The organism is Sphingobacterium sp. UBA5789 (genome assembly GCF_002418355.1).
GTDB lineage: Bacteria > Bacteroidota > Bacteroidia > Sphingobacteriales > Sphingobacteriaceae > Sphingobacterium.
Window position 1 is genome coordinate 617,515 of record NZ_DIDX01000001.1, and the last position, 15,978, is coordinate 633,492.

The window sequence follows — 15,978 nt, forward strand, 5'->3', positions numbered from 1 at the left end:
GGATCTGCTGTGTTTTTAAACAAAATCCGGCTACTCAGGGAATCTGATTGTATTTACCTTCCAGTTTCCAGAAGTCACCGAGCTGGTCGATAGAAACCGGTTGGGATTTCCATTCGTTGAGGACAAGAGATATCTCCGTTCCGTTTTGTTGGAATTTACCAATGAAAAAATCTTCTTTGCTAAAGTACAAACCAAATTTGTCTGTCAGCGTATGCAGATTGTCAACCTGCAACATGCCGAAGAACAGAATGTTGTTTTCTTCATTATTAGCCTCTATATGTTTGGGTATAAAGTGACTGTTTTCTACAGCAAGATAATTCTCCTGTCCATATAAGGGAAAGAAAATTTTAGGAATACTTTCGAGGTTATCGTATAATTCTTTAGCCAGAAATACACGTTCACGGGAAAGGAAAGGAATGCCTGCTAAATTTTTTGGTGGAGCAATGGAAGTATTTGCCTCAAAATAGTCGTTGAAATTGAGAATTTCATTTACAGACAGCTTTTTGTCAATCAGATTGCTCAATGGTATGCTAAAATAATTTGCAATTTTAAGCGCAATATCTATTTTTGGTTCAGCACGCATTTCTTCATACGAGGAAATGTTACCTCTTGTTAAGTTAAACAATTCTGCAAAAGCCTGCTGACTGAGGCCTTTTACGTTTCTTAACTTTTTAATATTATAGCCTATATTCGACATTTTTTGAAAAAATATGTAAAATTAATTTGCAAAATATTTTTGCATTATTTAACTTTATGCAAACAATATGTGCAATATATAAAAAATAAATTATGAGCTTCTCAAAAATTGAAAAATATATCACAGAAACAGGGTATAAGATTGTTCATAAAAATGAAGATGAAGGAGTCTTTGTTATCGAGAATGAATTGGATGGGATTCGCAATTTAATTGTAGGAGTAGCTATGCCGATAATCATTTTTGAACAATACCTGTTTACAATTCGAAATGAGAGTCTGGAGATGTTTAAAGAGTTGCTCGTTAAGAATCGTGATATTATTCACGGAGGGTTTGCGCTGACAGAGGATGGTGAAAAAGTGATTTATCGCTATACTCTGCAGATTCATAATCTGGATCTCAATGAATTTCAGGCTGCATTGAGTTCCCTGAGTCTGTTGATGAGTGAATACAAAGAACAGTTAATTAGTTTTTCAAAACATTAAGATAATGAATATTTTTAAGAGAATTTTCCGGATAGGACAGGCAGAAATCCATTCGGTAGTAGAGAAGATGGAAGATCCCATCAAAATGACGGAACAGGGTATCCGTGAAATGAAAGATGATCTGGCGCAGGCTTTGGAGGCATATGCCAAAGTAAAAGCACTGGCTATCCGTACAGAGAATAATACGGATAAGAAACGTGCGGAATCTGCAGAATTTGAGCAGAAGGCAATTTTGCTGTTGCAAAAAAATCAAAAAGGAGAGCTTTCAGTTGAAAAAGCGGAGTCGCTCGCAAAAGAAGCTTTGTTATTGAAGAATCAATTGCTGGCGGAAGTGCGGGAACTGGAAAAACAGACGGTTATTCACAAAGCTTCTGCTGAAGAAATTCAGAAAAATGTAGATATCCTGAAGTTCAATATCTCTAAATGGGAAAATGAACTGACAACACTCAAAGCGCGTGTGAAAGTGTCCGCAGCCACTAAGATGGTAAATAAGCAGTTGGCAAATATTGATTCCAACAGTACCATCAGTATGCTGGAGCGGATGAAAGAAAAGGTGGAAGAAGATGAAGCGCTGAGCCAGGCATACGGAGAGATTGCCAAAGGCAATAAAACTGCCCGTGAAGAGATAGACGAAGCAATTGGTGGTCCTGAATCCGTTAGTAATGAACTGGAAGAACTGAAACGACAGTTGGGGATTACACCGGATAATCCGGCATAATCTACGGATGTCGTCTGCTTTCGTTCTTTCCAAAAAGATGAAGTAAAACCGGAATAGCGTATCCTCCGGAGAGGTGCGATCTGCCGGGATAATGTTTTGAAGGTTTTACTGTCTTTTGGAAACTGTGTTAGTGCAAGATTAATTATAAAACGATGAAAGAAATTATTGACCTGCTTTTTAACCCGCTGTCCAATGCAATCATGACTGCATTGACAGGTATATCTCTGATCTACTGGCTTTTTACCATGCTGATGGGCGACGGTTTTGATTTTGGAGATACCCATGTCAATATGGATGTGGCGGCAGATGTGCCGGATACAGATACTGCGGATGACGGAAATGTGGACACTGATGCAGAACCCTCATTTTTTACTAAAATGATGGATTATATCAACATCGGAAAAGTCCCCGTAATGGTAATCATCACGCTTTTTAAGTTTATCGGCTGGATCATAACACTCGTTTCATCCCTTGTTTTTCATCTTGCTGAATACGGAACTAAATCTGTTTTGATTCTGATTCCCGTATTTGTTCTGACTTATTTTATCCTTCACTGGGTATCAAAGCCCCTGGTAAGAGTATACGCCAATGTCGGATACAATGGTGAGGAGGCACTTGATCTGATGGGAAGAGTAGGAAAGATGAAATCGTCCATAGAAGGAGAGCATATCGGGTCTGCAGAATTTGTGATTCAGCAGGATGTCATCCGGCTGAATGTGAAGAGCAATGACAGACAAAAGATCAGCTACGGAGATCAGGTCATTATTGTAGATGAGTCGGCAGACAAGAAATATTATTACGTAACAAAAGATATTAATTTAGATAACATTTAATCACTAAAACCAAATTAACCAATGACTAGTAATACACTTTTATTTATAGACGGATTGACTATGGTGGTCCTCCTGGGTATCGGTATAGTCTTCTTCCTGATCTTTGCTTTTTTCATTATTCTGAGTATGTTCTACAAAAAGATTCCGCAGGGGAAGGCTATTGTCAGAACAGGTATCGGAGGGACCAAAGTTGCTTTCAATAAGGGAATGTATGTCATCCCGGTATTTCATAAAATGGAAATCATGGATATCTCTGTCAAAAAGATTGAGATTAGCCGTATGCAGCAGGAAGGACTGATTTGTAAGGATAATATTCGCGCAGATATAAAAGTTGCCTTTTTTGTGCGGGTCAATAAGTCCGTTGACGATGTGATCAATGTTGCGCAGAACCTGGGTTGTGACCGCGCCAGTGATCCGGAGACCTTAAAAAGTATTTTCGAATCGAAGTTTTCTGAAGCATTGAAGACTGTCGGAAAGAAGTTTGACTTTATTGAGCTTTATGAAGCACGTCGCGAATTTAGAGATGAAATCCTTAATATCATTGGTACAGATCTGAATGGTTATATTCTGGATGACTGTGCGATTGATTATCTCGAACAGACGGAGCTCAAGTTTATGAGTCCTGAAAATATACTGGATTCGGAAGGGATCAAGAAGATCACTGAATTGACAGCAAAACAGAATATGAATGCCAATCTGATTCGTCGTGAAGAAGAAAAAGTGATCAAAAAACAGAATGTGGAAGCACGTGAGGCAATATTGGAACTGGATCGTCAACTGGCAGAAAAAGAAGAACGTCAGAAGAGAGAAATTGATAATATCCGTGCAAGAGAAGAAGCCGAGATCGCTAAAGTGCGTGAAGAAGAACGTTTAAAATCCGAAACTGTCCGTATTTCGACAGAAGAATCCTTAGCAGTACAGGAAGAAAATAAGCTGCGTCAGATTATTATTGCGGAAAAGAATAAACTTCGTACAGATGCTGTAGAAACAGAACGTGTAGAGAAAGACCGTGCACTCGAGGAGACAGAGCGCCTGCGTATTGTGACATTGGCTCAGATCGATAAGGAACGCTCAATCGAGACGGAGAAAAAAGGAATACAAAATGTCATTAAAGAACGTGTACAACTGGAAAAAGGGGTAATTGAAGAACAACAAGGTGTCAAAGATCTGGAAGTATTCCGTGAAGTAGAGCGTAAGAAACAGGCTGGTGTTATTCTGGCATCGCAAGAAGCAGAAGAAAAATTAATTGCTACCGTAAAAGCTGCTGAAGCTGCTAAAATAGCGGCAGAACAGGAAGCAGAGAAAAAAGTAATCGATGCGGAAGCGGCACGTAAAATTGCAGAGAAAAAAGCGCAGGAATTGCTGATTGAAGCTGAAGCTAAAAAAGAAGCATCCTCAAAAGAAGCTGAAGCAAGAAAAATCATTGCGGAGGCGCAGGCAAAAGAAGAAGCAGCTATTGGTCTTTCGGAGGCAGAAGTAATGATTGCTAAGGCCGAAGCAGAAGAACGTCAGGGGACAGCGGCTGCTATGGTTATTGAGAAGAAAGCAGAAGCAATGCGTAAAGAAGGATTAATGCAGGCGGAAGTCGTACGGGAGAAAGCATTGGCAGAAGCATCCGGTATCGAAGAGAAAGCTGAAGCGATGAAGAAGCTGGACGGTGTAGGTAAAGAGCATGAGGAGTTCAAATTGCAGTTACAGAAGGAAAAAGATGTAGAACTGGCGCATATCCATATTCAGAAAGATATTGCTGACGCGCAGTCTGCAGTATTGTCTGAAGCACTCAAATCGGCGAAAATCGATATCGTGGGTGGTGAAACGATGTTCTTTGAAAATATTGTGCGTCAGGTATCCAACTCCAAAGGATTTGATCATCTGATTGATAATTCGAAGCATGCGTTGGACATCAAGAATTCCCTGATAGGACCTGATGGCAATGGAGATCTGGCAGAAAAGATCAAAGGACTGGCTGATAAATATGGTATCTCATCCAATGATATCAAGAATCTGACAGTCTCTGCGGCATTGATTAAGCTGCAACAGGCTGCAAAAGAATCAAATGATGATGAAAATGCCGGATTTATAAATTCATTGTTCGGTATGGCCAAAAACCTGGGTATATCAAATAAGAAGCTGGGACTTTAATAGCATAAACACATTGTATCCGAGGTGCATTCTTCTATGGAAGGGAGTACCCGGATACAATCTGTCAGCTCATTTAGAAAAAGGTTATTAATACTTTTTTATCTGATGAGAAGACTCTTTATCAAAGTGGTAGAGAAATAGAATTTAAAAAAAGTAAATAATTCGAAGATTTCTACTTTAATCTTATGGAAGAAAAACAAGATTTTCAACAACATACCAGTACATTGGATTCGGGAGCTTACGAAATCATAAGAAAGCGTCTTCTGGCTCAGCAGGAAGATCTTTCCGCACGATTGCGTGAATTGAATCAGGCAAGAAAGGAAGTTTTTAACTCCACCAGTTTTGTGCTGAAAGCCAATCAAAGAATCACGACAGAAAATAATTGTGTAGCACGTGGTATTATTGCTTTTGATAAGCTCTGTATTTTTGGTTATAATGTACACTTCGGACTGCGTACTGAAATACAATTGAATGATGTTTTCAGTGTATACCTCTTCGAGAATGATCAGTTTGTAGCACAGTCCTTAGACCTTATTAATGATCCTGATTTTGTGGCAGATTATCAGAATCTGTATAAATATTACCGCGATTCTATTTTTTCAAAATTCCGCCGTACAGAGAACTATCTGTATATGATATTTCAGACTAGTAAGAATGCGGACGATCTGAAAGCTTTTAAATGGCTGATCAAAGATGGAAAGCTACATTACCAGGATGACAGAAGTATTCATGAAGTCAAAAAACCTGCTCAGCATGAATTTGAATGGATAAAGACTTCGCTGGAAGACAGGAGATTAGGGAAATTCCCTCATATCTCCATTCTGGATAAAGTTTTTATAGAAGCATTGCATGGAGATATTACCTTCAAAATAGAGAATAATACAGATAGCGGCAAAGGAATTTACTCGGAAAAAGTAACGAATCTCGATCAGCAGCTGGATGATGCAGAATACTATTATGCTGACTTGGGCAACCTGATTGCTATCCGTATCAAACCCTATCAGGAAGAATTCAGAGCATTTATTTTCAACCTCAGAACCAAAGAAGTTGTCAATCTCAGGTCTCTCAATGAATCCGCTATTCTGTTGCCTGATAATCAGGGTGTAATCTTCTCAAACGGATACTATCTGCAGAATGGAACGAATAAGACATTTGATGCCCAGCTGGACGATGTACAGTTTCTGAGAAAGATTGCTTCTCCAAACGGAGAGGATTTTCTGTATGTCTTTGTTCAGGATAAGAGCAATACCTATATCCTGATGTCCTACAATATTATACAGCAATCTGTAGAGACACCGATTATCTGTAACGGATTTACCATTTTCAAAGACGGGAGTCTGATCTATTTTCGTACAGAAGCAGAAGCTACACGTCATCATCAGGTGCAGATATGGGAAACCCCATACATGGCTGTACTGAAAGAAAATGAGTCCCGTAAAGATGATCCACTGTATAAGGTGGGGAATAAACAGATTGTGCAGGCGATGGCGGAAGCTCAGGAAGTGGTACAACTGGTAAATAAGGAAGATTCATACGAAGGTCTATACGAAGATATTCTGAAAAAGTCTAATGCATTGCTGGACTCTTATTTTTGGGTACACGACGATGCATTGATGGATATAGGTGCGCCGCTGACGCAGATCAGGGAAGTGGCAAATACCGCTATTGATGAATTTGTCAAAGTGCAGGCTCAACGCAAACATGCTGAAGAGGTCATGCAGACGACTTCCAAAAAACTGGAAGAACTGATCTTTAGTGTAAACAGTACGGTATACGAATCGCTGGATCAACTCGTGCTACATCTGGCAAATGCGCGCAGACTGCAGGGAGAAATTATTGATCTCAAGAATGTAAGATATATTGATTTGACTGCTGTTGATAAGTTGTCCGAACAATTGGGAACAATTATTACCGACTTATCAGATAAGACTGTTGCTTTCTTATTGCGCGAAGAAGCCCTGGCTCCATACGAAGCAAAAGTCAGCGACCAGAGAGTAAAGGTCGATGCTATCACAAAAGTGTTTGATGCACAGGCAATCGAAGAAGCCAATGGCACGATATCGGGAGATCTTGAATTACTGATTGATATTCTGAATAGTCTCAAGATAGAAGATGCTACGCAGACCACTAAAATCGTGGAGAAGATTTCCGTTATATTCTCTATGCTTAATGAGGTACGGGCACAGCTGACACGTAAACTCAATACACTTAAAAGTCAGGAAGCTGTTGCGGAATTCTCAGCACAACTGACCTTGCTGGAGCAGTCAGTCGTAAACTATCTGGAGTTGTCCACATCTGCCGAAAAGGCAGATAGCTACTACACCAAAATAGTCGTGCAGCTGGAAGAACTGGAAAGCAAGTTTTCAGGCTTTGATGATTTTGCACTTAAGATCGCAGATAAAAGAGATGAGATCATAAAGGCCTTCAATACGAAAAAAGAACAATTGGTCGAGCAGATCAATAAACGAACCTCCTCTCTCGAGCAGATCGGCTTAAGGGTATTGAAAAATATTGAAAACAAATCAAAAACGCTAGCCTCCCGGGAAGATATTCTGAGCTTCTATGCTTCAGATCTGATGATCGATAAAGTCCGTCAGTTGGTTTCTGAACTGCATACTCTGCAGGATGTTTCTAAAGCAGAAAATCTGGAAAATCAGCTTAAGAAGTCTCAGGAAGATGCATTACGTACACTTCGTGATAAGTCCGAGCTTTATGTCGACGGGGAAAACATCATTGCGTTAGGTAAACATAAGTTCACCGTCAACAATCAATCTCTCAGTCTTACTTTGCTACGCAGGCAGAATGAGTTGTTTTACCATCTTACCGGTACAGGTTTTTATCAGCCGGTTAAAAACATAGAGCTGGCTAACTATCAGGATGTGTGGGATCAGGAAGTGGTCTCTGAAAATGCAGTAGTCTATCGTGCTGAATATCTGGCTTATCAGGCATTTCTGGCTTCAGGACAGTCTGATTTTAATGCAGAACAGTTTATTAATCAGTATGTTGAACAAAAATATACGGAATCCTATATTAAAGGAGTACACAATGCAGATGCTCTCCAATTGTATGCCGTCATCAAACAGATGGATGAAAAGCTGGACCTGCTGCGATATGATGTACATGTACGATCTGTTGCCTGTATATTCTGGCATAGTTTAGCCGAAGATGAACTTCAGAAGTTGAAAGCATTAATCCATAGTGCAGGGACGGTGTTAAAGACATTTCCGCAGACAAACCGCTTTCAGTCGGTGATCGGTGACATCCTTTTCCGATTAGAAAATTGGAAAGCTCCTGTTGCATTAAAGCACGAAGAGAAGCAAAAGGTAGCCGCTTATCTTTTTAGAACATTTGTCAGGTATGATAAATTTGCAATGAGCGAATCCGCTCATCTCCTGCAGCAGGCATTTGTACGGTTTCTTGAAGAGAAAAAGCTGTTAAAATCATTTGAAGCAGATCTGGACCATGCCCAATTCGGTCTTTTGGATCGTTTTTATCTTATCCTGAACTGGCTGCATTCTTTTGTTGATGAGCATGTCAAATTTGAGGCTGACCGAAAATATCTGGAAGAAGCGGCTACAATCCTGTTGTTTCCAAAGGATGCCTACGAATGGATTTATGCGAAAGATACTGCTGTGATTGAGGGATTAAAGGGCAATCATCCGATTCTCGATCAGGGAGTCTATTCACTGGATTACCATCAGTTTATAGGGAAACTGGAAAATTTTGCGACAGTTAGTGTTCCCCGTTTTGAAGCCTTTTCCAAATGGAAAGATGAGCTAGGTAAATCTTATGAAAAACAACTCAAGATCAATGAATTTGAACCGAAAGTGCTGACATCATTCGTAAGAAATAAACTGATCAATGAGGTTTACTTTCCTTTGATCGGAAACAATCTTGCCAAGCAGCTAGGTGCTGCGGGAGACAATAAGCGTACTGCCCGTATGGGTATGTTGCTGCTAATCTCTCCTCCGGGATACGGAAAGACAACATTGATGGAGTACCTGGCTAAGATTCTGGGCTTACATTTTGTAAAAGTCAACGGACCGACTATCGGCCATTCTATTACTTCGATAGATCCTGTTGAAGCCAAAACATCGGGTGAAAGGGAAGAACTGAAAAAGATAAACCTTTCGTTTGAAATGGCCGATAATGTAATGCTCTATCTGGATGATATTCAGCACCTGAGTGCTGAATTTTTGCAGAAGTTTATCTCTCTGGCGGATGGACAGCGTAAGATAGACGGTATTTTTGACGGAGAGAGTAAGACCTATGATCTGCGGGGTAAACGTTTCTGTATCGTTATGGCTGGAAATCCGTATACCGAAAGTGGTTCCAAATTTCAGATTCCGGATATGTTGGCAAACAGAGCAGATGTCTACAATCTGGGAGATGTAATAGGCGATACAGCGCATTTATTCAATCTGAGCCTTATTGAAAATGCCGCTATTGAAAATCCGTATCTGGAAAAAATAGCCGGTAAATCTTTTCAGGATTTTTATGCTTTGATCGGATATGTACAGCAGGGGAGCGAACAGCTTCCGGATCTGGAAGGCAATTATCTGAAGCAGGAGATTGATGATTTTATACATGTATTACGGCATATTCTTAAAATCAGAGATATCGTGATTCGTGTCAATCAGCAGTATATTCAGAGTGCAGCTATGCAGGACAGTTACCGTACCGAACCTCCTTTCAAAATGCAGGGATCTTACCGTAATATGAGTAAGCTGGTCGCACCTGTATTACCCATGATGAATGATAAGGAGATTGATCAGTTGATTTTGGCGCATTATGAAAGTGAATCACAGACACTTACTGCGGATACAGAATCAAATCTTCTGAAACTGAAAGAAGTGGCCGGATTGATCACGGATAAAGAACAGCAGCGACTGGATGAGATCCGTGAAATTTTCAGAAAGAATAATAAACATGGCGGTATGGCTAAAGATGACAAAGTCTTTGCGCAACTGCTGGAATTTAATGAAAATCTGGAAGGAATAATCCGGGCTATCAAGGGCAATTAAAATAGCAAAGGGGATATTTTCAAGTCGAAAATATCCCCTTTATTACTCCTGATCATAAGGAGTTAACATCCGTAGTTTCTAAAATCTGACATTTAGTCCCAACATAAAATTAGTCGTAGCCTGCGGTGTGTAGAAATTATAATAAAGACGATTTTTATTATCATCCAGATAGCCCCAGGTATATCCGCTGGTTTCATATTTCTCATTGAAAATATTATTAATGCTCAGGCTAAGATCAATTTTCTGTATTCCCCACATGCTGAAGGTATAATACGTGCGCAGATTATTGACAAAGAAAGCATCAATGCTTCTTTCTTTTGCTGAGGAGTTGTCCAGATACTGTCTGGATACATACTTGGAAGCCAGAGCAAAAGTCAACGGTGATATCGGGCTATAGGCCAGTTCATTTGAAAGAATAGCGGAAGGAGACAGCGCAATATTAGTTTTGGTATACTGTATGGTCTCTTCACCCAGATATTCCACGAAATTTTTAATCTTATTCTGACTCAGACCGGCAGTTGCTTTCCATGTAAACTGATCTGAAATACGCCACGCTCCGTCAAATTCAAGCCCTATCCGGTAACTGTCCGGTACATTCTGGCGTATAGCAGATCCGACATCGTTAATTGCGCCTGTAGGGATAAGCTGATCTTTGTAAAACATGCCGTAACCATTAATGCCGACATTCAGATATTCATTGCGGAGACGGTATCCAAACTCCACATCCTGCATTTTCTCCGGTTTAGGATCTACACCGCTGGTGTTCTCTACGAAATCCTTACGAACCGGTTCTTTACTGCCATAAGCATAGGAAGCATATACATTGGATGTAGCATTAATCAGGTACGTGAAGCCGACCTTTGGATTTACAAAGTTAAATCTGGAGTGAAAATCCATGTTTTTGATCTTGTCATCATTTCCACGGATTTTGTAATCTATATTACGATATTGTACGTCAGCCATTAAGAGCCAGTTGCCGATCTGGTAATCTGTTTTCAGAAACAGACTGAGGTCATTCTTTTGTGCGTCTCCGGCATAGTATTTATACCCCGGAGTACTTACGGTATCGTACTTGGCCCACATAACCTGTCCGTAGTGGTCTCCTTTATACTGATTGTATGCACCACCCAGTGTAAATTTAAGATCGTTGCTCGGATTGTAGTTAAGCGAGTAAGTTGCTCCATAGAAGTAATTATCCAGCCAGCGGCGACGGATAAGATCTGTTTTCTTATGGGTGATACTATCAATAGTGATATCTGGCAGGCCATACTTGGCGAATTTATCATTTTCTTTAAATTCCTCATAGTATCCGGCACCACGTGTGTAGTGAAGAGCCGTGTTCAATGTCAGCTGATCATTTATGAAATAGGTATAATGTAACTGATGGTGCGTTTGAGTATAATTGTCAGTCTGATTATCGTATGTGTAGATATTGTAGCGACGGTCCGCCTGCAGGAGACGATTGATATCCTCCGGTTTGGACAATTCCATAGCCATGGCATAATCACCCAAAGCTGCACGATCTCCCTTGATTAAAGGTTCTGGTGTGCCATACCAGGCCTGATAGGTCTTTTCCTTGCCGGAAAAGACGATTGCTTTGACAATATGCTTTTTGCTGTAGTATCCTCCGTCGATATAAAAAGATTTTAAATCTGAAGAAGCACGTTCAATATACCCATCACTCAGAATCCGTGATAGTCGGGCATTAAATGCAAACTTATTGTTGATTAGTCCCGATCCGATCTTCAGTGTGTTTTTCCACGAGTTGTAGGATCCGAATGAATTATTAAGCTCTACATATGGATTTTCTTCCAGAGTATTCGATTGAATATTCAGAGAAGCACCAAAAGATCCGGCTCCGTTAGTAGATGTACCGATTCCTCGTTGTATCTGTATATTCTCTACTGAAGAAGCAAAATCAGGTAGATTTACAAAAAAGGAACCCATACTTTCAGCATCATTCAGCGGAATACCGTTCAATGTTACATTTATGCGTTGGTTGTCGGATCCTCTGATCGTCATATTCGTATATCCTATACCTGCACCGGCATCCGACCCGACGACTACCGAAGGTGTCTGATCCAGCAGGTAGGGGATGTCCTGTCCAAGATTATTCTTTGCAATATCCTCTTTACTCAGGTTTTTATACGTAGTAGCGGAGTTGTTTCGTGCACGGGTAGCCTGTACGAGCACCTCTTCTGTATGAATGGAACGGGGTTCTATTTCAATTGTAATCTGTCCCTGTTGTCCCGGACGAACCGTTTGTTGTACAGTGTTGTAGCCAATATAGCTCACTTTAAGGACGTAGTTGTCCGCCTGCAGATTTGTAAATTGTACGATACCTGCACTATTGCTTGTCAGTGTCTGTGTGGTACGCCCGGTCAGGGTGACAGTAGCATCCTGAAGTGCCGTGGATTTTAACTTGTCCTGAATTTTTACAGTTAATGTTTGCTGTGCAACAGTGATCGTTGTAAGCGCGCAGAACCACAGAACGATGATTAATGATTTAATCATGATAATAAAGATGAATTTTTTTGAGTTAAACAAACTATTGCAAGGGGCTACAACAGCGTTATAATTTAACTAACCTCTTCCCTCCGCCAGCATTATCTGGATCAGGTGCACAAGAATATTCTTGTTGGGTATAATCTCAGCCTTAATTCGTGTTCATAGAACAAGGCACCCCTATTTGATGGTTCGAAGGTAGCAAAATTAATGATGAATAATGAGGTATATGTTAAAATAATGTGAAAAAAAAAGCTTGGCACGGTTCTTTCTTTTTATTTAAAAGTTTTATTAGTAGGTTTTAGTTTTTCTTTTGTAGTACAATTTAAAAAATTGTTTATTATCAGGGATTTTAGAATAAAATGAGTACTTTTGTGTATCACATTAAGTAAAACCTCCTACTCTTAGGACATTTTATAAACAAAGAAAAATGGTTAAATATTATTCTGGCGATTACGTATTGCCGATTACTAATCTGCCTATTAAGCGGGGTGTCGTTGCTATTGACGACTCCGGGGTGATTCAAGGGGTGTATGCCAATGATGCTGTAGAATTGGTTGGTAAAAAGATCGAATTGTTAAATGGAGTCTTGATACCGGGATTTATTAATGCCCACTGCCACATTGAATTGTCCTATCTTAAAGGCGCGATTGCGCAACGCACTGGCCTTCCCCAGTTTATCAGTGCGGTGATGACATCAAGAAAAGAAAATGAAAAGACAGTTATTAAGCACATCGAGAAAGCTGACAAGCTGATGTATGACAATGGTATCCAGGCTGTAGGAGATCATGTCAACACTTCTTTTTCCGCTGCTGTAAAGGAAAGAAGCAGTATCAAGTATCACACCTTCGTAGAAGCTATGGGACTGAATAAAGATCAGGTCGAATCCCGGCTTGAAGAGGCACAGGAAACGAGATACCACTTTAATGACACACACTCTTCCATTACGCCACATGCACCTTACTCTTGCTCCAAATTACTGTTAAAAGCTTTCAAAAAACTTACCCCAAGTGACAGCCTTATCAGTATTCACAATCAGGAGAGCGAAGCGGAAAACAAACTCTTCCGTTATAAACAGGGTGAGTTTCTGAAGTTTTACGAGCAGATAGGATACAATATTGCGGACTTCAAAGCACAGGCTCGCAATTCTATCCAGTCGTATCTTCCGAATCTTCCGGTTCGTAACAAACTGATGCTGGTGCACAATACGTATACTTCATTGAAAGATCTGGACTTTGTACGTCGTATGGATCGTGAAGTTGTATGGTGTTTCTGTCCTAAAGCAAATCTTTATATTGAAGGAACATTGCCTAAAGTGATGAATTTTGTTAATGATGACCAGAAGATTGTGTTGGGTACAGATAGCTTTGCATCTAACGATACCCTTGATATTCTGGAAGAATTAAAAGTATTGCATGAGGCTTTTCCTGCATTGGAATTTACTAAAACAATTAATTGGGCAACTATTAACGGAGCTGAATTTCTGAATTTTGACGATAAGCTAGGTTCGCTGGAAGTAGGTAAAAAACCGGGATTGATCCTGTTGGAAGGCATGGAAAACCTGAGATTGACTTCTAATGTAACTGTTCAACGAATAGCGTAGCAATTCCTCAAAATCTTCTGTACTTTTGTTTCTGATATGAAACATTGGAATATTTCTGTTAGGGGGAAAGTACAGGGGGTTTATTTTAGACTTACGACAAAGGCAGTCGCTGATCAATTAGGGGTAAAAGGCTTTGTCAGCAATTTGCCTGACGGATCTGTATATATAGAAGCCGAGGGGGATGACTTTGCTTTAGAGTCTCTGCTTGAGTTTTGTGAAGAAGGACCCGAAAGAGCAGAAGTTGCGGAAATCTCAGCAACAGATGGCGAGTGGAAAGGCTTCAAAAATTTTGAAGTAATAAAGAAAGTCAGTCATTAAAACTTAGATCGTTGTCAGTTCTCAAAAAATTTGCCGGTCAAACGATGATTTATGGATTGAGTACCATCTTCTCGAGGTTACTCTATTTCATCATGACCCCTCTTTATGTCAGTAAATATCCTCCGGCAGCGTATGGAATATTTACCAACATGTATGCTTGGGCCTCTATGATCAATGCCGTGTTGGCATTTGGAATGGAGACAACCTATTTTCGGTATCTTCAGAAGGTAGAAGACAAGGATAAACAAAAGGTATTTAACAACAGCTTTATTGTTATAGCTTTTTTCGCCCTGTTGTTTCTCATCACTGCAAACGTATTCTCGGGGCAAATCTCCGCGTTGCTTAATAAAGGAGAATTTAATCGTAATTACCAGCAGTACATTCAATATTTTGCCATTATCTTAGCCGCAGACGCACTTGCAGTTGTGCCCTTTGCCAAACTCAGGTCACAGGGACGGCCAATCAGGTTCGCCATAATCAAACTGGTCAATATCCTGACCATGATAGGGCTTAACTTGTTTTTCATTCTGGTAGTTCCTGTACTTATATCGAACGGGGGAGCATTCGGAGACTGGTTTGCGGAATGGTTTAGGGATGGCTGGATTGGATATGTCTTTATCTCCAATCTGGTAGCAAGTGTGCTTACTCTTATTCTGCTGTTGCCGGAAATGCGCCAATTCAGCTTTCAGCCGGACAGGAAACTGATCAAAAGCATGCTTTCATATAGCTTTCCGATTCTGATTGCCAATATTTCTTTTATTATCAATGAGAATCTGGATAAGATCGTGATGCCTATGTATTTGCCAAAAGAAATAGGCGATCGGGATAATGGTATATATGGAGCGGTATCCAAGCTGGCGATGTTTCTCAGTATATTTGTGCAGGCATTCCGGCTGGGAGCAGAACCGTTTTTCTTCTCTTATTCAAAGAATGCTAATGCTCGGTCTACCTATGCATTTATAATGGAATATCTGGTTATTGCGATGATGATCGTGATGGTGGGTATATCGGCTAATATAGAATGGCTGAAATTCTTTATCAAGGGTGACGCTTCCCATCGTGAAATTTTCTGGTCGGGGCTGTTTATTGTTCCGCTGTTGCTGTTTAACTATGTACTTCTGGGTATATATATGAATCTTTCAGTGTGGTATAAGCTCTCAGATCAGACGCGATATGCACTTTATATTTCAGGAATAGGGGCATTGATAACGGTCGTTGCCAATTATTTTCTGATTCCAAAGTACAGCTATGTAGGAGCCGCTTTTGTTACTTTTCTGGCCTATTTATCTATGGTGATTCTGTCTTATATATGGGGGCAGAAAAATTATCCTATACCTTATAAAGTAGGGAAAATGCTGACCTATATGTTAATAGGTGCCGGAATTACGTACCTGTCCAATTTTGTATTTGACCGCAATCTGATTATTGGTAACGGACTGTTTATATTGTTTCTGACAGGTATTTTTATTGCAGAGCATAAGAAAATAAGAGCTGTTCTGAAACGATGAGAATATTTCCCTCTCCTTTTTAAGGAAAACCTGTTCCGACTCGTCGGAAGGGCTAGTGAGAAGTTCTTTTTATCAAAGTAAAGTCGCTGCAATCAATATAAGTCTATTCGTGATGATTCTAATACTTGCTTTTTAAACTGGTAATTGC

The 15,978-nt window shown here is 40.0% G+C and carries 10 protein-coding genes; 8 read left to right on the top strand and 2 right to left on the bottom strand.

The window, feature by feature from the left end:
• Positions 1 to 34: 34 nt before the first annotated feature.
• Positions 35 to 697 carry a helix-turn-helix domain-containing protein gene (locus tag B4B65_RS02720; RefSeq protein WP_201681385.1) on the bottom strand — a complete coding sequence of 221 codons (663 nt, stop codon included), beginning with the start codon at positions 695 to 697 and terminating at the stop codon, positions 35 to 37.
• A 92-nt stretch (positions 698 to 789) separates the two neighbouring features.
• On the opposite strand from B4B65_RS02720, the gene B4B65_RS02725 reads away from it, so the two are divergent.
• The 5 genes from B4B65_RS02725 (at position 790) to B4B65_RS02745 (ending at position 9,896) form a co-directional block, all read left to right on the top strand.
• Positions 790 to 1,179, top strand: coding sequence for a hypothetical protein (locus B4B65_RS02725; protein ID WP_002997592.1), 390 nt, complete (start codon positions 790 to 792; stop codon positions 1,177 to 1,179).
• Between the two features lie 4 nt (positions 1,180 to 1,183).
• Positions 1,184 to 1,897, top strand: coding sequence for a PspA/IM30 family protein (locus B4B65_RS02730; RefSeq protein WP_201681386.1), 714 nt, complete (start codon positions 1,184 to 1,186; stop codon positions 1,895 to 1,897).
• Positions 1,898 to 2,049: 152 nt separating this feature from the next.
• Complete coding sequence (locus B4B65_RS02735) at positions 2,050 to 2,730, top strand: OB-fold-containig protein (protein WP_293913200.1); 681 nt, start codon at positions 2,050 to 2,052, stop codon at positions 2,728 to 2,730.
• 21 nt (positions 2,731 to 2,751) lie between these two features.
• Complete coding sequence (locus tag B4B65_RS02740) at positions 2,752 to 4,872, top strand: flotillin family protein (RefSeq protein WP_293913202.1); 2,121 nt, start codon at positions 2,752 to 2,754, stop codon at positions 4,870 to 4,872.
• A 185-nt stretch (positions 4,873 to 5,057) separates the two neighbouring features.
• Complete coding sequence (locus tag B4B65_RS02745; RefSeq protein ID WP_293913204.1) at positions 5,058 to 9,896, top strand: DNA repair ATPase; 4,839 nt, start codon at positions 5,058 to 5,060, stop codon at positions 9,894 to 9,896.
• Positions 9,897 to 9,974: 78 nt separating this feature from the next.
• Here B4B65_RS02745 and B4B65_RS02750 read toward each other — a convergent pair whose 3' ends face one another.
• The gene (locus B4B65_RS02750) at positions 9,975 to 12,410 is read right to left on the bottom strand and encodes a TonB-dependent receptor (protein WP_293913206.1); all 2,436 of its coding nucleotides are present in this window, start codon (positions 12,408 to 12,410) and stop codon (positions 9,975 to 9,977) included.
• 421 nt (positions 12,411 to 12,831) lie between these two features.
• Between B4B65_RS02750 and B4B65_RS02755 the strand changes: the two genes are divergently transcribed.
• From B4B65_RS02755 to B4B65_RS02765, 3 genes are read left to right on the top strand one after another with little or no spacing between them, the layout of a single operon-like run.
• Positions 12,832 to 14,004 carry an amidohydrolase family protein gene (locus B4B65_RS02755; protein WP_201681391.1) on the top strand — a complete coding sequence of 391 codons (1,173 nt, stop codon included), beginning with the start codon at positions 12,832 to 12,834 and terminating at the stop codon, positions 14,002 to 14,004.
• Positions 14,005 to 14,040: 36 nt separating this feature from the next.
• Positions 14,041 to 14,322: an acylphosphatase gene (locus B4B65_RS02760; protein ID WP_201681392.1), complete on the top strand. Its 282-nt coding sequence runs from the start codon at positions 14,041 to 14,043 to the stop codon at positions 14,320 to 14,322.
• A 44-nt stretch (positions 14,323 to 14,366) separates the two neighbouring features.
• A complete protein-coding gene (locus tag B4B65_RS02765; protein WP_293914063.1) occupies positions 14,367 to 15,830 on the top strand; it encodes a lipopolysaccharide biosynthesis protein in 1,464 nt (487 codons plus the stop codon).
• Positions 15,831 to 15,978 lie beyond the last annotated feature (148 nt).